This window comes from Desemzia sp. FAM 23989, assembly GCF_045528345.1.
GTDB lineage: Bacteria > Bacillota > Bacilli > Lactobacillales > Carnobacteriaceae > Desemzia.
In genome coordinates this window covers 95,892-119,262 of sequence record NZ_JBGQQT010000002.1, presented here as the reverse complement: position 1 = coordinate 119,262, position 23,371 = coordinate 95,892, and the positions used below count along the sequence as shown (strand labels likewise).

General features: G+C 37.6%; 21 protein-coding genes. All 21 read right to left on the bottom strand.

Annotation, left to right across the window (positions count from 1 at the left end):
* Positions 1–31: 31 nt before the first annotated feature.
* The 21 genes from ACEN36_RS02125 to hpf all read right to left on the bottom strand — a co-directional run bounded on the left by ACEN36_RS02125 (position 32) and on the right by hpf (position 23,339).
* A complete protein-coding gene (locus tag ACEN36_RS02125) occupies positions 32–337 on the bottom strand; it encodes an ArsR/SmtB family transcription factor (RefSeq protein ID WP_407125825.1) in 306 nt (101 codons plus the stop codon).
* Positions 338–466: 129 nt separating this feature from the next.
* Positions 467–1,144, bottom strand: a complete 678-nt coding sequence (phoU, locus tag ACEN36_RS02120) for a phosphate signaling complex protein PhoU (RefSeq protein ID WP_407095875.1) — start codon at positions 1,142–1,144, stop codon at positions 467–469.
* 190 nt (positions 1,145–1,334) lie between these two features.
* The gene (pstB, locus tag ACEN36_RS02115; protein WP_407125884.1) at positions 1,335–2,093 is read right to left on the bottom strand and encodes a phosphate ABC transporter ATP-binding protein PstB; all 759 of its coding nucleotides are present in this window, start codon (positions 2,091–2,093) and stop codon (positions 1,335–1,337) included.
* A gap of 20 nt (positions 2,094–2,113) precedes the next feature.
* On the bottom strand, positions 2,114–2,920 hold the full coding sequence (gene pstB / locus ACEN36_RS02110) for a phosphate ABC transporter ATP-binding protein PstB (protein WP_407125824.1): 807 nt from the start codon (positions 2,918–2,920) through the stop codon (positions 2,114–2,116).
* A 198-nt stretch (positions 2,921–3,118) separates the two neighbouring features.
* Positions 3,119–4,003: a phosphate ABC transporter permease PstA gene (pstA, locus tag ACEN36_RS02105; protein ID WP_407125823.1), complete on the bottom strand. Its 885-nt coding sequence runs from the start codon at positions 4,001–4,003 to the stop codon at positions 3,119–3,121.
* A complete protein-coding gene (gene pstC / locus ACEN36_RS02100; RefSeq protein ID WP_407125883.1) occupies positions 4,003–4,899 on the bottom strand; it encodes a phosphate ABC transporter permease subunit PstC in 897 nt (298 codons plus the stop codon). The genes pstA (ACEN36_RS02105) and pstC (ACEN36_RS02100) overlap by 1 nt, the downstream gene beginning before the upstream one ends.
* Positions 4,900–5,025: 126 nt before the next feature.
* Positions 5,026–5,895 (bottom strand): phosphate ABC transporter substrate-binding protein PstS family protein, encoded by an 870-nt coding sequence (locus ACEN36_RS02095; RefSeq protein WP_407125821.1) that lies wholly within the window; start codon positions 5,893–5,895, stop codon positions 5,026–5,028.
* A gap of 297 nt (positions 5,896–6,192) precedes the next feature.
* Positions 6,193–6,864: a phosphate signaling complex protein PhoU gene (phoU, locus tag ACEN36_RS02090; RefSeq protein ID WP_407095871.1), complete on the bottom strand. Its 672-nt coding sequence runs from the start codon at positions 6,862–6,864 to the stop codon at positions 6,193–6,195.
* A 33-nt stretch (positions 6,865–6,897) separates the two neighbouring features.
* Positions 6,898–7,650, bottom strand: coding sequence for a phosphate ABC transporter ATP-binding protein PstB (gene pstB, locus ACEN36_RS02085; protein WP_407102721.1), 753 nt, complete (start codon positions 7,648–7,650; stop codon positions 6,898–6,900).
* A complete protein-coding gene (gene pstA, locus ACEN36_RS02080; RefSeq protein ID WP_407125820.1) occupies positions 7,650–8,465 on the bottom strand; it encodes a phosphate ABC transporter permease PstA in 816 nt (271 codons plus the stop codon). Before pstA (ACEN36_RS02080) ends, pstB (ACEN36_RS02085) begins: the two co-directional genes overlap by 1 nt.
* Positions 8,462–9,325 (bottom strand): phosphate ABC transporter permease subunit PstC, encoded by an 864-nt coding sequence (gene pstC / locus ACEN36_RS02075; protein WP_407095868.1) that lies wholly within the window; start codon positions 9,323–9,325, stop codon positions 8,462–8,464. The genes pstA (ACEN36_RS02080) and pstC (ACEN36_RS02075) overlap by 4 nt, the downstream gene beginning before the upstream one ends.
* Positions 9,326–9,551: 226 nt before the next feature.
* A complete protein-coding gene (locus ACEN36_RS02070; protein ID WP_407125819.1) occupies positions 9,552–10,463 on the bottom strand; it encodes a substrate-binding domain-containing protein in 912 nt (303 codons plus the stop codon).
* Between the two features lie 429 nt (positions 10,464–10,892).
* Entirely contained in the window at positions 10,893–12,668 is a 1,776-nt protein-coding gene (pnpS, locus tag ACEN36_RS02065; RefSeq protein ID WP_407125818.1) for a two-component system histidine kinase PnpS, read from the bottom strand.
* On the bottom strand, positions 12,665–13,390 hold the full coding sequence (locus ACEN36_RS02060; protein ID WP_407095865.1) for a response regulator transcription factor: 726 nt from the start codon (positions 13,388–13,390) through the stop codon (positions 12,665–12,667). The genes pnpS and ACEN36_RS02060 overlap by 4 nt, the downstream gene beginning before the upstream one ends.
* Before the next feature lie 30 nt (positions 13,391–13,420).
* Positions 13,421–14,596, bottom strand: coding sequence for a PDZ domain-containing protein (locus ACEN36_RS02055; protein WP_407095864.1), 1,176 nt, complete (start codon positions 14,594–14,596; stop codon positions 13,421–13,423).
* Between the two features lie 898 nt (positions 14,597–15,494).
* Positions 15,495–16,700, bottom strand: a complete 1,206-nt coding sequence (locus ACEN36_RS02050; protein WP_407095863.1) for an NlpC/P60 family protein — start codon at positions 16,698–16,700, stop codon at positions 15,495–15,497.
* A gap of 82 nt (positions 16,701–16,782) precedes the next feature.
* Positions 16,783–17,670 (bottom strand): permease-like cell division protein FtsX, encoded by an 888-nt coding sequence (gene ftsX, locus ACEN36_RS02045; RefSeq protein WP_407095941.1) that lies wholly within the window; start codon positions 17,668–17,670, stop codon positions 16,783–16,785.
* Positions 17,660–18,346, bottom strand: coding sequence for a cell division ATP-binding protein FtsE (gene ftsE / locus ACEN36_RS02040; RefSeq protein WP_407095862.1), 687 nt, complete (start codon positions 18,344–18,346; stop codon positions 17,660–17,662). The genes ftsX and ftsE overlap by 11 nt, the downstream gene beginning before the upstream one ends.
* 367 nt (positions 18,347–18,713) lie before the next feature.
* Positions 18,714–19,818 (bottom strand): peptide chain release factor 2 gene (gene prfB, locus ACEN36_RS02035; RefSeq protein ID WP_407095861.1). Its coding sequence is split into 2 segments (ribosomal slippage): positions 18,714–19,745 and positions 19,747–19,818, totalling 1,104 coding nucleotides; the frame shifts between segments, so codons are not numbered across the junction.
* Positions 19,819–19,944: 126 nt separating this feature from the next.
* Positions 19,945–22,482: a preprotein translocase subunit SecA gene (secA, locus tag ACEN36_RS02030; RefSeq protein ID WP_407095860.1), complete on the bottom strand. Its 2,538-nt coding sequence runs from the start codon at positions 22,480–22,482 to the stop codon at positions 19,945–19,947.
* 299 nt (positions 22,483–22,781) lie between these two features.
* Entirely contained in the window at positions 22,782–23,339 is a 558-nt protein-coding gene (gene hpf / locus ACEN36_RS02025) for a ribosome hibernation-promoting factor, HPF/YfiA family (protein ID WP_407095859.1), read from the bottom strand.
* Positions 23,340–23,371: the final 32 nt, after the last annotated feature.

Below are 23,371 nucleotides of genomic sequence, written 5' to 3'. Positions count from 1 at the left end.
CCTTACAACTTTCTGCATCATTTAATCAGCTTTATTCTTGTGCATGCTGGATCACTTGCTCTAGAATTTTATAGATATGCTCATCGATTTGACTATAAATAATATTTTTCCCTTCTCTTCTGGACTTTACCAGTCGAGCTGATTTTAATGTTTTTAACTGATGAGATACAGCCGATTGCTCCATATTTAACTGTTCGGCTATCGCTCCTACGTTCAGTTCTCCTCCATCAAGAAGATAGAGAATGGTAATTCTAGTAGGATCACTTAAAACTTTAAGCATCTTACTGACTTTTTGGATCGTTGCTTCACTTAACAGCAATTCTTTATTAGGCTCCATAATTGTCGTCCTTTTCTTTTTATATGTCCATATATTCATATGTTAATATTATCATATGTTGTAAAAAAAGCAAAGGAAAAGATCGCATATTGCTTGATCTTTTCCCTTGCTCTATTTTATCTTTAGCTATTAAATATCATCTAAATGATTTTGAGTGTTCAACTCTACTACTTTTCCTGTTTCTAGGTAAACGATCCATTCACTGATATTGGTCGAATAATCTCCAATGCGCTCTAAATAAGTCGTTACTCGTAAGTAGTCTGTAGCGCCTAATACGATTTCAGGATCATCTTTCATAAACTTGATACACTTAGTGTAAAGTTCTTTCCCCATCCTATCCACTTCTACATCTAATGAAGCTAATTTTCTCGCTTCTTGCGCATCAAAAATGACATAAGCATCTAATACTTTACGCACAATATGCAATACTTTCACGGACATTTCTTGAATCCCTTTTTCAATATCGTATTCTCTTTTAGTTCCTTTTACACGAATAGTCGATTTAGAGATACTAACAGCGTGATCAGCCATTCTTTCTAAGTCAGAAGTAGCTTTCATCACCGTAATGATTTTTCTAAGGTCTGTTGTAACAGGTTGTTGCAATGCAATCAACTCAATACAATCTTTCTCCAATTCGATTTCAAGGCGATTAATGTGAACATCATTGTCAATCACTTCTTGTGCTAAGTCTTTATCATGCTTAATAAAGGCTTCTACAGATTTTTCAATTGCTTCATGTACTGCTTTTCCCATTTGAAAAAAGTGGATGTGTAAATCATTTAGTTCTTCTTCGAATACCTGTCTCATTTTCTATCACCTTCATCTTATAGTTTCTTTTAGTTCTTACATTTAATTTAAGAAAGCCCATTTGTATACTTCATTATGCCCTGAAACAAGGAAAAAATCCAATATTTAATATTCTATGTAAGCAAATATTCGGAATATTCACTCTAAAAATAAAAAAAGATGGCTTTTGACCATCTTTTTTTTGTCTTTATTAACCAAAACGTCCCGAAATGTAATCTTCTGTTTCTTGTTGTTTGGGATTGGTAAAAATTTGTCTTGTCTTGCCGTATTCGATAAGGTGCCCTTGCAAGAAAAAGGCTGTGTTGTCCGATATACGAGAAGCCTGTTGCATATTATGCGTTACCATGATCATCGTATAATTTTCTTTCAGCTCCAACAGCATGTTTTCAATCTTTCCACTAGAAACCGGGTCTAAAGCACTTGTAGGTTCGTCCAACAAAATAATCTCCGGCTCAATAGCTATCACACGAGCAATACAAACTCTTTGTTGTTGTCCGCCAGATAAAGCTAATGCACTGTCATGGAGCTTGTCTTTTACATCTTCCCAAACAGCGGCCTTTTTCAAGCTTTCTTCAACGATTTGCTGGATTTTTTGTTTGTCTTTCATTCCGCTGATCCGGAGTCCATAAGCTACGTTATCAAAAACAGAGAAAGGAAACGGGTTGGGCTGTTGAAAAACCATCCCAACTTTTTTTCTCAATTCTACTGTGTCCGTTTTAGGACTATAAATGTCATTCCCTTTATATTTAACTTGTCCAGTGATCGTTACATCTTGAATCAAGTCATTCATTCGATTAAGGGTTCTTAAGTAGGTTGATTTCCCACACCCACTAGGACCAATAAGAGCAGTAATTTCATTAGGATTGAAATCAAGTGTGATTCCTTTTAAAGCTTCATGCTTGCCATAGTATAAGTGTACATCATTTGTTTCAATAATTTTTTCATTCATTGCCAACTTGTATTCCCTCCTTAACCAAAATTACCTGAAACATAATCTTCTGTTTTTTGAATTTTCGGACGTGTAAATACTTTTCTTGTATCATCATATTCCAGTACATTTCCTAAATAAAAGAAAGCTGTATAGTCGCTGATACGCGAAGCTTGTTGCATATTATGTGTCACAATAATGATTGTGTAGTCTTCTTTTAGCTGCAGCAACGTTTCTTCTACTTGAGCAGTGGAAATCGGGTCTAACGCACTTGCCGGCTCATCGAGCAGCAAAATATCTGGTTTCAACGCAATAGCTCGTGCGATACACAACCGTTGTTGTTGCCCCCCAGACAAAGCCAGAGCACTTTTGTGCAATTGGTCTTTGACTTGATCCCATAATGCAGCTTGTTTTAAACTAGTTTCTACGATTTCGTCTAATTTGTTTTTGTCTTTTATACCATGTCTTTTTAAAGCAAATGCAATATTTTCATAAATGGATTTACTAAATGGATTAGGTCTTTGGAAAACCATTCCAATGTTTTTTCTCATTTCAAATACATCAATGTTTGGCGAATTTACATCTACACCTTTATACATGATTTCACCAGTTATTTTTGCAATTTCGATTTCATCATTCATTCTATTCAATGATCTCAAATAAGTTGATTTTCCACACCCGCTCGGACCTATCAAAGAAGTGATTTTGTTTTTCTCAAATTCTAGCGATACACCTTTAATGGCTTCATTGTTTCCATACCAAACGTGCAGGTCATTCGTTTTAAGAGCTATTTCTGCGTTTTCTTTTAGAGTGATAATGTTTGTATTTTGAGTTGTTTGACTTTCCATCTTAAAAGTCCTCCTTCATTACTGGGGGTCAGAATTAGATAAAGCTGCTTTCTACCAAGGCCTCTCCACATGCTGTAGGTCAGTTGCGGTCGCTTGACTCTTGGTAAAATCATTCTATTTTTTGAGGACAAAGGACGTCCTCTAAAAATAGAATAGATTTTCCTATCGAGTCAGAGCAGCGACCTCCACATGCTAAGTTTATGCGGATGTGGCTTTTTTCTGTAGTTTTCTTCCTAGGTAGCGTGATACTAGGTTGAAGAGCATTACGGCGATGATCAATACTGCAGATGCTCCAGCTGAAACTTCTGCTCCATCTGGCATGACACCTTCACTATTGATTTTCCAGATATGAACCGCTAATGTTTCAGCGGGACGGAAAATGTTTAACGGACTAGTGATAGATTGCGGGTTCCAATTTGTAAAATCGAGTGCTGGTGCACTTTGTCCAGCTGTGTAAATCAATGCAGCTGCTTCTCCAAAAATACGTCCAGCTGCTAAGATCATACCAGTAATGATTCCTGGTAAAGCTGCAGGCAAGATAACTCTGGTAACAGTTTCCCAACGAGATAATCCTAAAGCCAGTCCAGCTTCTCTTTGTGTAGCCGGAATAGCTTGTAAAGAATCTTCAATCGTTCTGGTCAATAAGGGTAAGTTAAAAATTGTTAAGGCTAATGCTCCTGAAAGGATCGAAAAGCCGAAATCCCATTGGATAACGAAAATCAAGAAACCGAATAACCCTACTACTACAGATGGCAATGAACTCAATACTTCAATAGCCGTTCGCACAAAGTCCGTTATCCAGTTTTGTCTTGCATATTCTGATAAATAAATAGCCGCACCTAATGCTAGCGGTGTACTGATCAGCATAGTTAACAATAATAGGTAAAATGAATTAAACAACTGAATTCCAACGCCGCCGCCGACTTGGAAAGATTTTGCAGGTGCTGTTAAAAATTCCCATGAAATTTGAGGCAACCCTCGCCATAGAATGAATAACAACAAACTGGCAAGAATCAAGACAATGACTCCCGACATCGCATAAATAACGCCGACAGCAATTTTATCTACTTTTTTTGGATTCATTATTTCATTGCCCCTTTCTTCCCGATCCAACGTGTCAATATATTAAAGAATAAAGCCATGATTAAGAGAATAGTAGCTAAAGACCACAATACATTGTTCTCTAAAGTTCCCATAACAGTATTCCCCATACTCATCGTTAAGATACTGGTTAGTGTTGAAGCTGGAGTGATCAGGTCAGTCGGAACGATAGCTGCATTACCAATGACCATTTGAACGGCTAAAGCTTCTCCGAAAGCACGTGCCATACCAAATACTACTGCAGTAAGCAAACCTGGTGTAGCAGCTCTTAAAACAACCTTATAGATCGTTTGCCAACGAGTTCCCCCCATTGCTAAGGATGCTTCACGATAATGACGAGGCACTGCATTTAAGGCATCTACAGCCATACTAGTAACCGTAGGCAAAATCATCACAAATAATACCATGGTGGCAGACAAGATACCAAATCCGGTCCCTCCAAAAATACTCCGGATAAACGGGACAATAACAGTCAAACCAATAAAACCATATACAACTGATGGTATCCCAACCAGCAACTCAATAACAGGCTGTAAGATTTTCTTTCCGTTTTTAGGAGAGATCTCAATCATATAAATAGCTGCAGCAATCGCAAACGGAGTCGCTAATACCGCTGAAAGCAAGGTTACGTAAAATGATCCAAGAATCATCGGTAAGGCACCAACTAACGGCTCTCCATTTTCTCCTACTTCACCTGGACGCCATATATCGCCAAATAAAAAATCTGTTACAGAGACCCCATCTGTTGTAAATGTGGATACCCCTTTACTGATTACGAAATATAAAATAGACAATACGATCAACACAATAAAAGCGATACAAATAAAACTGATCGTCCGTCCAAATTGCTCAAATTTACGCTTTTTTGATTTTCGCATAAATTTACTTTGTGTCTCTTCCAAAAAGAAAACCTCCTTGTACTCATCCGCCTAATGCGCAACGAAAGACGCTGTTCATTCAAACAGTCGTCTCTTTCATATATTTTAACTATCGATTTTTTTGAATTATGGATTTTCTATAGGAGTTGTATTCCCTTCAAAATCCCTTTCTACTTCCATTTTGTTGATGGGAATATACCCTAATGTTTCAATCAAACCGCCTTGTACATCTTCTGACAACATGTACTCTAGAAAACCCTTTGTAAGACCTGTGGGCTCTCCATTCGTATACATGTGCTCATAAGACCAGATGAGCCAATCATTTGTACTGACATTTTCATCTGACGGTTCAATTCCATTAATAGACAAAGCTTCGACATCGTCATTTACGTATGAAAAAGCCACATAACTAATCGTTCCAGGAGTGTTGGCCACGATCTGACGAACTGTCCCGCTGGATTCTTGTTCTTGAGAAACAATACTCTTCAAGTCATCTCCAAGTACCCATTTTTCAAAGGTTGCCCTTGTCCCGCTTCCTGATGAACGATTCAAGACTGTAATAGGAAGATCAACTCCGCCTAATTCTTCCCAGTTGGTGATTTTACCCGTAAATATCCCTTGTAACTCTTCAAGTGTCACATTTGTTACTCCAGTCCCAGGTGTCACTATAGGTGTGATACCTACTACGGCAACACGGTGGTCGACTAATTTAGTCTCATCAATTCCGTCGCTTTCTTCCGCAAAAATATCTGAATTTCCAATATCTACTGCTCCTGCAGCGATTTGACTTAACCCAGTCCCGCTACCACCACCTTGAACATTAATAAATTTCCCTAAATTTTCTGCACTGTATTGTTCACCGGCTGCTTCCACTAATGGCTGTAAAGCTGAGGAACCCACAGCTGTGATAGACTCTTCGTCCACTACTTCACCACATGCTGTCAACACCAAACCGGCCATTATAGTCAAAAGAACACGGAATTTTTTAAGTTTCATCATGTACCTCCCATGAGATTACCTTTTTTTAAATAGAGTATGTAAATAGTATACATAAAATTAACTCAAATCCATAATACCGATACTTTGTAAATCTTATATAGTCTTATTGTAAATTTTATGTAAAGGGAATGAATGGAAAACCTTTACATAAAATCAGAATATACAAAAAAAGCGTTGAAGTTAGTGTAACTTCAACGCTTTTTTTTATTGCATATCCAAATATTGTTTACTGAAAAAAGATTCCGAATTATTTACAATAACTAATATAAAACACAGAATTCCATCATGTATTTCTTAGATACCTTTATTTTTGGTATTCAGCTCTACTACTTTTCCTGTTTCATGGTAAATGATCCATTCACAAATATTCGTGACATAGTCCCCGATTCGCTCTAGATAACCTGCTACTAAAATGTAATCTGTAGCCCCAATCACCAACTCTGAATTCCTTTTCATATCCTCAATGGCTTTTCCAGTGATCGTATGAGCAGCTTTATCAATCTTTCTGTCGTTCAAAGCAATTTCTTCGGCTTTTTCTACATCGTATTTTAGATAGGCTTCTAAAACGACTTCGACACTTTCTTTTACTTTTTCAGCTAAATCAGCAATATCTGCTTCTATTTCTGGAACGCGTTTGTTGCCTTTCACTCGAATAGTCGATTTTGAAATACTTACTGCGTGGTCTCCCATCCGCTCTAAGTCCGCGCTAGCTTTCATCACTGTAATGATTTTCCGTAAATCGCTCGTCACAGGTTGTTGTAAAGCAATCAGTTCAAAACATTTATTTTCCAGCTCTGCTTCTCTGTTATTGATAGCATCATCGTCCTCTATTACAGCATGCGCTAAATCTTTGTCATGATTGACAAACGCTTTTACCGATTTGTAGATAGCTTCATTTACCATCATGCCCATTTCAGAAAAATGAACGTGTAAGTCATTTAATTCTTCTTCAAAATTTTGTCTCATTGAAGGACCTCTTTCTGTTACATATTTTCTACTCTAACCAAATCGTCCTGAAATATAGTCTTCTGTTTGTTTTTTCTCTGGATTGGTAAACATCTTTCTAGTGTCACCAGATTCAATAATGTACCCATTGAAAAAGAAGGCTGTATTATCAGAAACGCGAGATGCTTGTTGCATATTGTGAGTAACCATAACTATAGTATACTTCTCTTTCAGCTCCGTTACCAATTCTTCTATTTTAGCAGTTGAAATGGGATCCAATGCACTGGTTGGCTCATCCATCAATAATACTTCTGGTTGAACAGCTAATGCTCGAGCTATACAGATTCTTTGTTGTTGTCCACCAGAAATAGAGAGTGCGTTCTTGTTTAAGTCATCTTTCACTTCACCCCAAATAGCCGCACCGCGCAAGCTTTTTTCAACGATCTCATCCAACTCTTTTTTATCTTTTACTCCATGTGTTCTCGGTCCATACGCGATATTGTTGTAAATACTCATTGGAAACGGATTAGGTTGTTGGAAAACCATCCCTACATCCTTGCGTAAAGTATTCACATTTGTACTCGAATTATAGATATCTTTACCATCTAATAAAATATCTCCTTCGATTCGGCAGCCTTCTACTAAATCATTCATTCGGTTTAAGCTTTTGATCAACGTAGATTTCCCACACCCAGATGGCCCGATAAATGCTGTGATTTCATTTTTAGGAATCTCTAAGCTTACGCCATGTAAAGCTTGAAAGTCCCCATACCAAAGATTCATATCTTTTATACTAATTTTACTCATTATTTAGTCCCCTTTGTGAGCTTATTGCTAAGAAATGTTGACAGTCCGTTGATGACCAATACAAACAATATCAATACTACACCGGTAGCAAACGATTGATTGACATGGATACCTTCATTTGATAACACATACATGTGTAAAGCTAGCGTTCTTCCTGAAGAAAACAATCCAGTTGGCAAATTAGAAGAAGTGCCCAAGGTGTACATTAAAGCAGCCGTTTCTCCGATCACTCGACCACTGGCTAAAATAACTCCTGCTAAAATACCGGGCATAGCGCCTGGTAAAACGACTCTGAAAATCGTTCTCAGTTTTCCAGCTCCTAAGCCAAAACTGGCTTCACGAAGAGAATCATTTACTGCCATCAATGCTTCTTCAGTTGAACGGATGATCAAAGGCAGCACCATGATTACAGAAGTCAACACTCCTGCTGCCACACTGTATTGAAAGCCTAAAAAAGTTACAAAGAACAACATTCCAAACAATCCATAAACAATTGACGGTACGGCCGCTAAAGTATCCGTTGCCATACGAATAGCTCCTACTACTTTATTTCCTTTTTTGGCATATTCTACCAAATAAAACCCTGTAAAAACACCGATTGGAGTTGCAATCAATAGCGTTAGTCCTAAAACGATAAAAGTCGTAATCAAAGCAGGCATCAACGATTGATTATCTGGAGTAAATTCCCATGCAAACATATCTGCTGTTAAATGAGGGAGTCCATTTGAAAAGATGTACACTAAAATAAAAACTAGTGAAGCAAATGTGATTGTGGCGGATAAATATACTAGAGAGCGGATAATCTTACTGCTCATGCTTTAGACTCCTTTCGCTTAATAATCATGAAAATTCCATTGATAATTAAGATAAATACGAATAGCACAACACCAGTAGCAATGAGTGCTTCTCTATGATTACCAGCAGCATAGGCCATTTCAAGAACAATATTCGTCGTTAATGTACGTACTCCGCTTGTCAAGTTTTGAGGGATGATCGGTTGGTTCCCAGCAATCAATACGACCGCCATCGTTTCACCGATAGCTCTTCCGACTCCTAAAATGACGGAAGAAATGATACCAGATTTTGCAGCAGGCAGCATGACTTTCAGTACCGTGCGTTCATGAGTAGAGCCAAGAGCCATACTTCCTGTGTAATACGATCTAGGTACAGATCGTAAACTAGATTCTGATAAACCGATAATTGTCGGTAAAATCATGATTCCAAGTAAAATCATCGCCGTCAACATATTCATTCCAGTCCCGCCAAAAATGTCACGCATGATCGGAACAATTAGTTGCAATGCAAAGAAACCATAAACAATTGAGGGAATAGCTGCCATTAAGTTAACAGCTGGTTTTAAGATTTTGTGCAGCTTTGGAGGACAAAATTCCGCCATGAAAATAGCTGTTAAAATACCGATCGGTACACCGATAACAATGGCACCGATGGTTACAAAAATTGATCCTAAAATCATTGGTAAAATACCAAATGATGCTGGCGAGTTTGAAGGAGCCCAACGTTCTCCAAACAAAAAATCAGTCAATCCATATTCCATCATAAACGGAACTCCGCCTGCAAACATGAAAATGATAATTAGAATAATTGATAGTACGGATATCAAGGCAGAAAATAGAAATACACCTTGCATAAATCCTTCTAATTTTTTTGCTTTCATGATTATCTCCTTTTTGTGTTACAGATTAAATCATCCATAAATACAATATCATTTAAGACAGTATACTTATGGATAATTGTAAAATAGTTTACCTAATTTCATTACCCCATAAAAAAAACAACGAGCCTGCTTTAGCAATAAGGCAGGCTCGTAAAGTTGAATGTCTTGTTTTTTCTTACATTCTAAAAGAAGACCAGAAAAATTGGTCTTCTTTTAATTGTTTTACTTATTCAGCAACATCTGCCCAAGTTGTTACTTCACCAGTATAAATTTGTCTTACTTGTTCTGTAGTTAAATCTTCCACTGAATTATCAGGGTGAACGATTACTGCGATACCATCAATTGCAAGCGCCTCTGCAGTTAATTCAGCAAGTTCTTCTTCTTTTAATTCACGAGAAGCCATACCAATATCAGCAGATCCATCCATTGCTGCTGTCATACCAGCAGATGAACCGTTAGATGTGATATCGATCGTTACATCTGGGTTTAAGTTCTTATATTCTTCAACCAATACTTCCATTACAGGAGTTACAGAAGTTGAGCCTACAACACTGATATTTCCAGAAAGTCCATCAGCAGCTTCATAAGCCGGAGCATCTGAAACAGCTTCTACATATCCTTCTTCAACAACAGTTTCTTGTCCTTCAGCACTCATCACAAATGTCCAGAAGTCTTGTGCAACTTCGCTCAATTCACCGCTGTATGCAATGTTGAATGGACGAGCAATTTCATATGAACCGTCTTGAACAGTTTCCGTACTTGGCTCAACTCCATTGATCATTAATGCTTTTACAGTATCATTAATTGATCCCAACGAGATATAACCAATTGATACAGGATCTCCAGCAACAGTGGTCATGACTCCGTTAGTACTGTTTTGAATCGTTGCTCCAGCGTAAGTATTGTCTGTTTCTGTGTCGCCATCTGCAACTAAAACACCAGTGATCTCTGTAAAAGCACCGCGTGTACCTGAACCATCTTCACGTGTGATAACATTGATGGTTTGAGAAGTATCAAAATCTCCTCCCCCAGCATTATCTCCGCTTTCAGTTCCAGCTTCTTCTCCACCGCCACAAGCTGCTAGTAAAAGAGCTGCTCCGGTAGTTAACATATATTTAGATATTTTTTTGAAATCCATTTATTCCCATCCTTTTTGTTTGGTTTTTTGGACTACATCCGCTCGTCCACAAAACCTATCTTAAACTGTGAATATTAATTTTTAATCGACTTTATGTAATGTTTCATTGGGATTATGTAAAGATTATTAACTTCATGTAAAAGGACATGGAGCAAGAAGGTTAGTTGCTCCTTTTTGATCAATCTTTTCTTTATAAGTCTTTAACCTATGTCATTATTTTCGCAAACTTCGATAGACTGTACCTATTAATAGTTATACTCAGCGTGTACATAGCTTAAGAAAAATAGTATTTTTCTATCCGACTTTATCCCCAAATAATCAGTTTCCTGAACCTTTCAGTTGAGTTATCCTCAACTGTAATCGCTGGAAATACACAAAAAAGCTCAAGAAATCTCCACATTTCTGCTGATTTCTTGAGCTTTTATGAGTTTAAATCAAATGATAGGGCAATTTAACTGTGAAGGTGGTTCCAAGTCCTAATTTACTGTGTACAGTGATCGAACCATTTAAGTTCTCCACTAAATACTTCACGATGGATAATCCTAATCCTGTTCCACCAGAGTTTCGGCTTCTCGCTTTATCTACACGATAAAAACGTTCGAAAATCCGGTCTTGTTCATCTTCAGGAATTCCAATACCATTATCACTTACTTCAATAACAGCATATTCATCCTCTTTATGAATCTTCACGACTACTTTCCCTTTTTCTTGAGTATACACAATGGCGTTGTTGATCAAATTAGCTAAGACCTGTTTTAAGCGACTTAAGTCGGTTTGGATACTGACTGTATCTTCTTCAATAATAGAAAGTTCCATTTGTTTACTTTCCGCTTTTTGTTTCACTAATTTGAAAGTTGATTCAATAGCCTCTCGCACCTTCACGTTTTCCGCATTTACAGGAACTTGTTTTTGTTCTACGCGAGATAATTCTAAAATATCGTTGACAATAGAATCTAACCGAATGCTTTCTTTTAACATGATTTCCAGAAATTGATCCAATACTTCTTTGTCTTCCTTCGCCCCGTCTAGAAGTGTCTCTGCAAAGCCTTTTAGAGCTGTTACAGGCGTTCTCAACTCATGAGATGCATTGGCAACGAAGTCTGTCCGGACTTTTTCCAATCTCCTGATTTCCGTAATATCATACAGCAAAACGATCACGTTGAGTTCTCCAGGATTTTTCCCGCTGATCGGAACAATATTGGCATCCACGATTCGATCTTGTGGATAATAGAAATAAATCTCATTATTTTGAGCTTTTTTCCTTCTGTACGCTCTCTCTATAATATGACTTAACCCATAGCTTTTAATGGCTTCCACATAAGTTTTCCCTAACAGTTTAGACGTATCTTCACCTAAAATCCGATTCATGGCTGGATTGACCATTTGGATGTTGCGTTGATCGTCCAGTAGCATGACGCCAATCACTAAATGATTGATCAACTCATACAGTCGTTCATCGTTTTGTCTAATCTCCAACATTTGGTTTTCTAAACTCTCTGCCAGTTCATTTACAGTTGAGCCCAATTTAGAAATCTCTCCAAATCCTTGACCCGAATAACGCACCGTATAGTGTTTTTCAGAAAGCTCTTTTGTCACATCCATAACTTCTTCTATAGGGCTTATAATGCGTTTAGTTGTGAAATACGTGATGATTGACGCTACTAATAAAGCCACAATAATAAATAGAACCAGAGACTGATTGATTTCAGTGTACAACTGAGTAATGGTTTCAACTGGTTGAGACAAACGCAGGATATTAATGAGTTCACCAGTTTCATCAAATAAAGGTACAGCCACATAGTATTCTTCTATCCCTGTACTATTGCTCACCCGGGATCCTATTCCATAAGAACTTCCATCTATAACTGTTTCCACTTCTTCTCTTTGCGCATGATTCTCTAACGTTTCTGCATTTGTTTCAGAATCATAAATAACTGTACCATCTGGTTGAATCAATGTGATTCGTTCATCCAGTTGGACAGACAGAGCATCCATTTGCATTAAAGTGTCAGATATCGGGCTGTTTTCTACGAAGTCATCGGATAAAAAGGAACCCATCAATCGAGCTTGTTCAATCAATGTGTCACTTTGTCGCTCACGAGAATGCGAGTCCAATAGATTATTTAAAAAGACACCGAATACTAAGCTGAACAAAATGAAAATAATCATAAAGGTACTTAAAATCCTTAAATGCAGTTGCTTCATACTTTAGGCGCCTCGAATTTATATCCGAAACCTCTAACAGTACGAATGTATTCAGGATTTTTAGTATCTACTTCGATTTTTTCGCGTAAGTGACTGATATGCACATCCACAATTCGTGTTTCTCCTGCATAATCAAAGTTCCAAATAGCATTAAGAAGCTGCTCACGGCTTAGAATACGATTCAATCTTTTAGTCATATACAAGAGCAGTTCGAATTCTTTTGGTGTCAATTCGATTTGGTCACCGCGAACCACTACTTCATATTGTTGTGGGTAAATGACGATTTCTCCCACTTCGATTTTTTCGTCTTCATTTGGCACATCTGTTTTAGCTTCGTTTTCAGTATTCTCAGAAGGCTCACCCATTCTACGCATGATAGCCTTCATTCGAGCTAAGACTTCCCGAGGGCTGAACGGCTTTGTCATATAGTCATCCGCGCCCAGTTCTAACCCTATAATTTTTTCGAGTTCATCGTCTTTAGCAGTTAACATCAAGATAGGAGTGTTGATCTTTTCTTGACGCAGCTTTTTACAAATATCCATTCCATCCATTGATGGCAACATTAAATCTAAAATAATAAAATCAAATGATTTCGTAACAGCTAACTCGTACCCTTCTAATCCATCAGAAGCCGTTTTAACTGAATAGCCTTCTTTTTCTAAATTAAACGCTAGTAACGTAATAATTGAAGGTTCATCGTCTACGATCAATACTTTTTTCATATTGTTCCTCCGTTAACTTTTTTCATTTTGTCAGGGTAAAAAGACAATTCCAAGTCCATGTGGATCATCAGCGTATAAAGCCGTCTCCGTTAATCGTGGTTCACCGCTGATGTCATTGACTTTTAAATGACAATAAACACTGTTTTTAGCAAGAGCTGCATAGAAGTCATCTTCTGTCTCAATGGGGATTTCATTGCAATAAGTTACTGTTTCTCCTGCCTGCAACTTCATTTTTTCTGCCGGAGTATTAGGTCGGATACCGATGATCTTTAATCCTTTATCCGCAGGTGCATATAGTCGTCGTCCACTTTTTTCTCTCAAATAGTGTCTCCATAGTACAATAACGCCACCTAAGAATAAAACTGTTAATCCGCCTAACAAGATCAAAGAATTCCAAAAAGAACCTGCAACGCACAGGAGCCCGAGTAGAGCTACAAGACTTAATTCCTTAGCTATTTTTTCAGTTGCCTCTTTTGGAACTTGAGATTGAACAGTGTATCTAAATCCGATCAATAGGGGCAACACAAAAAAAGAATAAGTTCCATTTCCAATAGAAAAGACTGGCCACCAATCAAATAACTCAGTAAAGGTTTCACCTGGTATAACAAGCACTAAGGGCATCAACCAAAAAGGCGTCAATGGGTATGTCGCGATTTTCTTCCCTCTCTTGGTTTTATTGAATCTTGGAGAAAAACTCGTCTCTCTTTGATAAAACAAATAAGCTGTTGTTGCAAGTAAACTGAATACTGCAATCATTAAACTATTCTGGATGAGCTGAGCATTCAACCACTCTAGTTGAGTAATCCCCTGATACCAATCATTGATGGGATTCGGTAGTTGATCCACTATTCCAAATCTATCTATTCCAATAATAGCTAAAGCGGATAAAGGAAACGTAAATAGAGGATGAAAAAAGCGTAATCCAGCCAGCAATCCTAGAAGTGCAAATAGTTGATAAAGAACTATAATTTCAATCGTGATCGGTACACCAGCACCAACAATCAAGAGCGAACCGATTAATCCGGGAATCAATCCTTTTGTAAAAAATTGAACCACCTCATGATTGTCTTTATTAATGGCTACGCGAAACAACTTTCGTTCTTGTTTTTTTCTATTAACTGCTAAACTTAGTGCCACCATAACACCGATCAAAAAAGTTGGTTGAATAAAAAAGAGTAGTACTGCACTGAATAGATTACTTACCATATTTTCCCCTTCTTCCCAGCTCCAACATTTATTTTAACAAATAAACATTAGATAATCTTGATTTTTACAAAGACCATACAATTTACATTACTTTTACAAAAATACACAAAAAAACTTTTTACGCATTCTATTTATCTCTACTATACCATAAGGAAACAAAAATATAATTTACTAATGATAAAAAGAGTATTGAAAAAAAGTGCGTTTATTGTATAAGTCTTTATTCTAGAAAGCTGGGCTCTTCTTAATAGTCAGGAAGAAGATTTAGACGTATGGTTCTATTTCAATTAACAGTGAGGAGGAAACAAAAGCGGACTTAAACTAGGCGTTTTTGTTTTTATTCGAGTAGAGTAACGGCACTCAACAGCTTCCTTTGGAGGAACGCTCTGTTCACTGTGAAAAGAGGCCTTCATTTGTGGGAGCAAATGAGGGTTATTCATCAAGTGAGGAATCAAAAATGTCCGACTCGATGAATAAATGGGGTTTATTGATGAAGCAGCGTTCACTTAAGCTCTCAATTGACTAATAAATTGTATTTACTTCTCAAATGAACCTAAAATGAAGTTTCACTTGACTAATAAACTAAAACAATAGAGTTGCTGGCTGTCTCAGATTCATTCATGTTCTCCTCCGAGCAACAATTAACAATTAATGAGAAAATATGGTTTTAGTTTCCAACGTTAAATGCCACAGAACCCAAATTTCACCTCACAGTGGACACCTTTGCCTTCTACTATATGCTTTACCACTGTCAGGTCGCATTCGGGACTTGCACCCGTTAGAGTTCGCCCATGCTGGGCGAACAAAAAGAGGCAGGACTCTAGGTCCTGCCTCCAACGTAAAAGCATTCAATCTCTATTATCGCATAATTAAATGGGGATGCTCTATAATGATTAAATTAGTTTACTCGTCCAAAACCTACTAGGTATTTTGCCCAGTAATATTGATTGATTTCAGCAACTGCTACTCCAGTTGAACTTTGTGCACCAATAAATTTATTGTTTCCTAAATAAATTCCTACATGATCAACTCCACCAGTTTGGCTGAAGAATACTAAATCACCTGGTTGTGCTTGAGATTGAGAAATTTTTGTAGAAGCTGCATATTGTCCGCTTGCTGTACGTGGAAGTGAAATGCCAGCTTTTGCAAAAGCATAGCTTGTAAATCCAGAACAGTCAAATCCAGATGTAGTTGTCCCACCAAATAGATACGGTGTACCACTTACTGAGAATGCTGCATTTTTAACAGTACCCCAAACTCCACCTGCTGGAGAAGTGGTTGCGTTAGCTGTTTGTGCAGCTTTCAATTCAGCTTCTGGAGCAGAAGCTGCTTCTACAGTTGATGCAGATGCAGTTTCTGAATCAGAAGAACTATTGTCCGTACTTGCTGCAGGTGTAACGGCTTCTACTGAAGTCAATAATGCAGCTTCTGTTTCTGCTGCTTCTTTTACACTCAAATAGTAGTCTTTTTGATCTTGAACATCAGCTTTATCAGCTGCAATGGTTGCTACTGCTACTTCTTTTTCAAGCTTTTTAGTTTCTAAATCAGCTTTAGCTGCTTCTAGTTCCGCAGCTAATACATTTTGTTCTTGCAGTTTTTCTTCTGTTGCAGCTTCTGCAGCAGCTACTGCTTCTTTATCTTCATTTTGAGCTGTAACTAGATCTTGATTAGCTTTAACTAAACTAGAAATTACGTCCATCCGTGTCATTGCATCAGCAAAAGTTTCAGATTCTAAAAGAAACTGAACAAAGTTTCCAGTGTTTCCGCTTGTTTGAACAGAACGAGCTTGTGCAGCCAATTTCTCTTCACGGTTTTCAATCGCTTCTGTTAAAGAGTTGATTTCAGATTGTAATTCTTTCAATGTTGTTTGAGCTTCTGTCATTTCTTTTACTAGAGAATCTGCTTTAGATTCATTCTCTTTGATAGAATCAGCAATTTCTACTAGAGTTGCTTGAGCAGATTTCTCTTGTGCTTCTAAATCTGACAATTGTTTGTTTGTACTCTCAATATCTGAATCGATTGATGCATAAGCCGTTATCGGCGATACCACTGTAGTAAACCCTAATACTGTAAGCAATGCTAGATGGACTAATTTCTTTTTCACGATGTTTCCCCCAATTATTCGATAAGTTTTTGACTGCTAGTTGCTTTACACTTGACTAGTTCTTTAACATTTTTGACTTTGTTTACACACGTAAAAATTTTCTAATAGAAAGTAAGGATCCTATTGCTCCGATAACTATTCCGACTGCTAAGAGTACTGCTCCCAGTTGGAATAAGAAAGGATTTACCGGTAATAATGAGAAGTAGGTTCCAACAAAATAATTTGAAATCATATCATATCCGTATACATATACTGCACTAATGATAGCTGTTGGGATGATAGCACCAACTAATCCTATAAGTGCTCCTTCAATAACAAATGGCCAACGGATAAACCAGTTTGTGGCTCCTACTAATTTCATGATCTCAATTTCTGTTCGTCTCGAGAAAATAGTGATACGAATCGTATTTGAAATCAAGAAGACCGCTGTTAGTAGTAATGCTATAATAACTACCCCACCAATATTGCGGACACTTTCCATTGTTTCAAATAATTTATCTGCTTCTGCTCCACCATAATTGGCTTGAGATACAAATTCCATTTCTTCGACTTTTTCAGCTACGACACTAGTTTGTTCTGGCGAATTGGTATTGACGATATAAACGTCGTGCAATGGATTATCATCGCCTTCGAATAAGTCAAATTCTGTTCCATAAGTTCCAACTACTTGTTGCAATTCATCTTCACGACTAGAATATTCAACGGTTTCAACTTCTGGCAGTTTTTCTAAGTCTTCACCTAACTGCGATTGTTGTTCTTCTGTTGCAGCTAAATCGATATATACACGAACACTCACATCATTTTCTACATCAGAGGCTAATTTATTTACATTCATTAATAATGCGATAAAACTACCAACTAAAAGTAATGTTACAGCAACAGCACTAACCGCTGCCAGTGACATCCAGCCATTTCTGACTAAGCTTTTAAATGCTTCTTTGATATGTCTTCCCATCGTTCTAAGCTTCATAGCCATAGTCCCCTTCCTGTTGGTCACGGACAATGCGGCCATTTTCGATTGCAAGAACACGATGTCTTACTTCATTAACGATTTGACTATTGTGAGTTGCCATAATAATGGTTGTTCCGCTGTTGGCAATTTCATCTAAAATATGCATAATTTCCCATGATGTTTCGGGGTCTAAGTTACCAGTCGGCTCATCACAAATCAATACGCGAGGCATATTGGCAATAGCTCTTGCGATCGCAATCCGTTGTTGTTCTCCACCTGATAATTCATTCGGGAACATCTTAACTTTATGTTTCAGCTTCACCAAATCCAGTACTTCCAAAACACGTTTTTTAATAGCTTTTGGATTTTTTTCCACTACTTCCATTGCATAAGCAATATTTTCGTATACAGTAAGTCTTGGCAACAGTTTAAAATCTTGGAAAACTACTCCAACATGTCTTCTTAAAAAAGGAACTTGTTTATTTTTCATTTTCGCTAAATCAAAATCTCCTACTTTTATCGTTCCTTTTGTAGGCAGCTCTTCTCTATAGATCATTTTAATAAAAGTTGACTTCCCAGCACCACTTGGCCCAACTACATAGACAAATTCGCCTTGCTCAATACGAATAGACAAATCATTCACAGCAGTAATCCCATTAGGATACTTCTTCGAAACGTTGAGCATTTCAATCATTATTTTATCACCTATCTAAGTTTGAATTTTTTTTACACTGTCTAACAGTATAAAAAAAGCAAAGTATTCCCTTTGCCCAAAAACAATTATATCATTTAGAGAATCAATGTCTGTTTTAATCTCTTTACAAAAACATTTCAATATATTTCACAACATGTCACTATAGAACTCTTTCTACCTGTGTCTTTCTCTACTTCGACTTCACTCCAACTTTACTATTGTTTAGAGGTTAGCTTGCCTTATATTGAGCAATTGGCTGCTTTTATCACCTCTTTTCGAGAGAGCCGGATTCTTTGAATGTTACAAAGATGACAAAAAAAGAACCTTCGCCATCTATAAAGTATGACGAAAGTTCGACAGAATATTTTTAGTTGCTGATATGACTAGTTAAATAAGCATGGATAAATGGATCTAAATCTCCATCCATCACATTATTCACATTTCCAGTTTCATAGTTCGTCCGATGATCTTTAACCATAGAATACGGATGAAAAACATAAGAGCGAATTTGAGAACCCCATCCGATTTCTTTTTGTTCTCCACGAATAGCAGCCATTTCTTTTTCTTTTTCTTCGAGCTGCAGTTGATGCAATTTGGCTTTCAGCATTTTCATTGCTTGCTCTTTATTTTGCAATTGCGAGCGTTGCGCTTGACTAGCCGTTACCTCTCCAGTCGGTAAATGGGTGATGCGGACCGCTGAATCTGTTTTATTGATGTGTTGTCCACCAGCTCCACTTGCTCGATAAGTATCGATACGCAACTCGTCCGGATTGATTTCAATATCAATATCATCATCAAATTCCGGAACCACATCTACCGACGCAAAGGAGGTGTGCCGTCTTCCAGCAGAGTCAAAAGGTGAAATCCGTACAAGACGATGTACACCTTTTTCAGCTTTCAAATACCCATAAGCATTTTGTCCTTTGATCAATAAGGTCACACTTTTAATTCCCGCTTCGTCACCATCCTGGTAATCAAGAATCTCTATCTTAAAACCTTTTTGTTCTGCCCAACGAGTATACATTCGGTACAACATACTGCCCCAATCTTGAGACTCTGTTCCGCCTGCTCCAGGATGAATTTCCAGCAAGGCATTATTTTTATCATACGGCTCGCTTAACAGCATTTGAAGTTCGAATTCTTCTACTTCTTTTTCAAATTGGATCGTCGTATCACTTAATTCTTTTTCCAACGCTTCGTCTTTTTCCTCATTCAGCATTTCCAGCATCACTTCAAGATCTTCTTTTTGCGTTTCTAATCCTTTAAACTGGTTGTACTTCTCTTTGATCGTATTCGCATCATTGATCGTTTGTTGAGCTTTCTCGGTGTTGTCCCAGAAACCTGGTTCAGCCATCATTTCATTGTACTCAGCAATGTCTCGCTCCATACCTTCTAAGTCAAAGAGACCCCCTGAAATTGGCTAACTTCTTTTCAACAAATTCTAAAAAATTTCTTACTTCACTGAGTTCCATTAAAATTCCTCCCAAAATTCACTAAAGGGCTTAGCCAAATAATTTGTCTAAACCCTCTAGTCTTTAAATACAGCTTATCGAAGCTCGTATTTTTTTATTTGCTTTATTTCATTTTTAATGAAAAGACTATACATCTTGTCCATGACAATTCTTGAATTTTTTGCCGCTGCCGCATGGGCACGGATCGTTACGGCCAACCTTAGATCCGTCAACATGAACAGCTTGTTTCATCACTTGTTTAGCTTGTTCAGCAGCTTTTTTAGCATTTTCAGCATGAGCTGGCGTTCCAGCACTGACTTGTTCTCGTTTCAAGTTCTGACGAATTTGTGCTTTCATCAAGAAGCGAGTCACATCGTAATCGATAGCTGCAATCATCTCTTCAAATAAATTAAAGGCTTCTGTTTGGTATTCTACTAACGGATTTGATTGCCCATAAGCACGCAAACCGATACCTTGACGCAATTGATCCATCGTATCGATGTGATCTGTCCATTTGCTGTCGACAACACGCAGGATAATGACTTTTTCAAATTCCAGTACTTGCTCAGTACCATTTAGTTGAGTTTCTTTTTCTGCATAGACCGTCTTAGCTAGGTCTAATAAATAGGTTTCGATTTGCTCAGCCGTTTTGCCTTCCATATCGCTCAATGATACATCATCTTGATGAACTAATGCTGAACCGGCAAAATCAACAATATTTTGCAAGTCCCAATCCTTCGTTTCACCTTGAGTATTGGCTTGAACGATTCGATTGATCGTACGTTTGATCATCGGCACGGATACATTCTTCAACGATTCAGTTTCCATGATGACTTCAAGTCTTTGTTTGTAAATGACTTCCCGTTGTTCACGCATCACGTCGTCATATTTCAAGACATTTTTACGTGTATCGTAGTTGTTTCCTTCGACACGTTTTTGTGCCGATTCTACTTGGCGAGAGATCATTTTACTTTGGATAACAGCATCTTCTTCTTGAATCTTTAATTGTTGCAAGACAGCTTGAATCTTTTCAGAACCAAAGCGTCTCATCAAATCATCTTCTAAAGATAAGTAGAATTGACTGACACCCGGATCTCCTTGACGTCCAGCGCGTCCACGCAATTGATTGTCAATACGGCGAGATTCATGTCTTTCGGTACCGATAACACATAATCCGCCTATTTCACGAACTCCAGCCCCCAACTTGATATCTGTCCCACGACCAGCCATATTGGTAGCAATCGTTACAGCACCTTGTTGACCCGCATTGGTAATGATTTCCGCTTCTTTAAAGTGATTTTTTGCATTCAATACAGCATGTGGAATTTTTTCTTGTTTCAGCATTCTAGAAAGCAATTCAGAAGTCTCCACGGCTACAGTACCTACCAAAATCGGCTGGCCTTTAGCATGGCGTTCTTTGATCTCTGCTACAACACTTTTGAATTTGCTTTCCAAAGAAGGATACAACAAGTCCGCACGGTCATCCCGTTGCAATGGTTTGTTCGTCGGAATAGCGACTACATTCATATTATAGATTTCACGGAATTCTTCTTCTTCTGTTTTGGCGGTCCCTGTCATACCAGATAATTTTTTGTACATACGGAAGTAGTTTTGGAAGGTAATATTGGCCATTGTTTTAGATTCTTTTTGAATCTCAACGCCTTCTTTAGCTTCGATTGCTTGATGAAGTCCATCTGAATAACGACGACCTTCCATGATACGTCCAGTAAATTGGTCTACGATTTTTACTTTGCCTTCTTGTACTACATAATCAAAATCATGGTGCATAATGTAATTTGCTCGTAAAGCTTGGTCTAAGTGATGCGTCAACTCTTGGTTTTCAACATCGTATAAATTTTGGACTCTAAACGTTTTTTCGGCTTTTTCCATACCCGTTTCTGTCAAAGCAATCGTTTTTGAAGAAACATCAATCGTGTAATCTTCTTCTTCGGTTAAACCTTTAACAAAAAAGTCTGTACGTGTGTAAAGAGTATTTGATTTTTGTGTTTGTCCAGAAATAATCAATGGTGTTCTGGCTTCATCCACTAAAATCGAGTCAACCTCATCCACTACAGCAAAATTCAATGGACGTTGCACCATTTGTTCTTTGTAAACAACCATGTTGTCACGTAAATAATCAAAGCCCAATTCGTTATTCGTACTGTACATAATATCCGATTGGTAAGCTTCTCGTTTCTCCGCAGAGGATTTATCGTTGGTGTTCAACCCAACCGTTAAACCTAACCATTCGTACAGCTCTCCCATTTCGATCGCATCACGACTAGCCAAATATTCATTGACGGTAACAACATGAACTCCCTCACCACTAAGCGCATTTAAATAAACGGGCATCGTAGCAGTCAGAGTTTTCCCTTCACCAGTTTTCATTTCCGCGATATTTCCTCTGTGCAAGGTGATACCACCCATTAATTGAACATGGAAAGGATACAATCCCAACACTCGTTTTGCAGCTTCTCGAACTACAGCAAATGCTTCTGGCAACATTTCATCCAGAGTTTCACCTTTTTGGTAACGTTCTTGCAATTCTGGCGTTTTTGCTTGCAGCTGCTCATCAGTTAGAGCTGCCATTTGATCAGCAAACGTTTCTATCTGTTTTGCGATTTTATCCAATTCTTTTAATTCTGTTCTATCTGTATCAAAAATTTTGCGTAATAAATTTGCCATTCAATATTTCTCCCCTATATGATCATTCTATCCACTAGTTATTTGCCTATATAATCTGACATATCCTTTTTGTTACACTTCGCCTATTATTCAGTTTACATTCTTTCTAATTCTATCATATATAGAAAGAAATTAAAGCTTTTTTCGATAAAACCAGCTTCCCTCTCCTAAACTTATGGCAGTAATGGACTAAATACTCTATGATTGACCTCAAATCGTAAAAAGAACACAAACGGAGAATGAACTCTTCGCTTGTGTTCTTTTAGTTTAACTCATTTATTAATAGATAGAATCAACGATTATTCTGTTTCAATCAATCCATATTTCCCGTCATTTCTGCGGTAAACAATGCTTGTTCCGTTTGTATCTGCGTCCTCGAAAATAAAGAAGTCGTGTCCAAGCATATCCATTTGCAATACGGCTTCTTCACTGTTCATTGGTTTCAATGATAAGCGTTTTGTGCGCACAATTGGCAACTCTTCTTCGACTTCTTCTGCATCAGCATGCTCGAAGTCAGTTCCAATCAATGGGTCAACAGGTTGAGATACTTGGTCGCGCCCTTTACGGTTTGATTTTGTTTTGTATTTGCGCATTTGTCTTTCCAATTTATCTACAACCAAATCCACACTTCCATATAGATCTGGAGAGGTTTCTTCTGCACGTAATACAATATAAGGTACTGGGATTGTAACCTCTACTTTAGCTGTTTTATCAGAATAAGTTTTTAAGTTTACATGAGCTGTGGCTTCTGGTACATCATTAAAGTATTTTTCAATCTTACTTACTTTTTTCTCAACATAACTGCGAATTGCAGCAGTCACCTCGATGTTTTCTCCACGGACATTGTATCTAATCATAAACAGTCTCCCCTTTCATCTGATACCTTTTT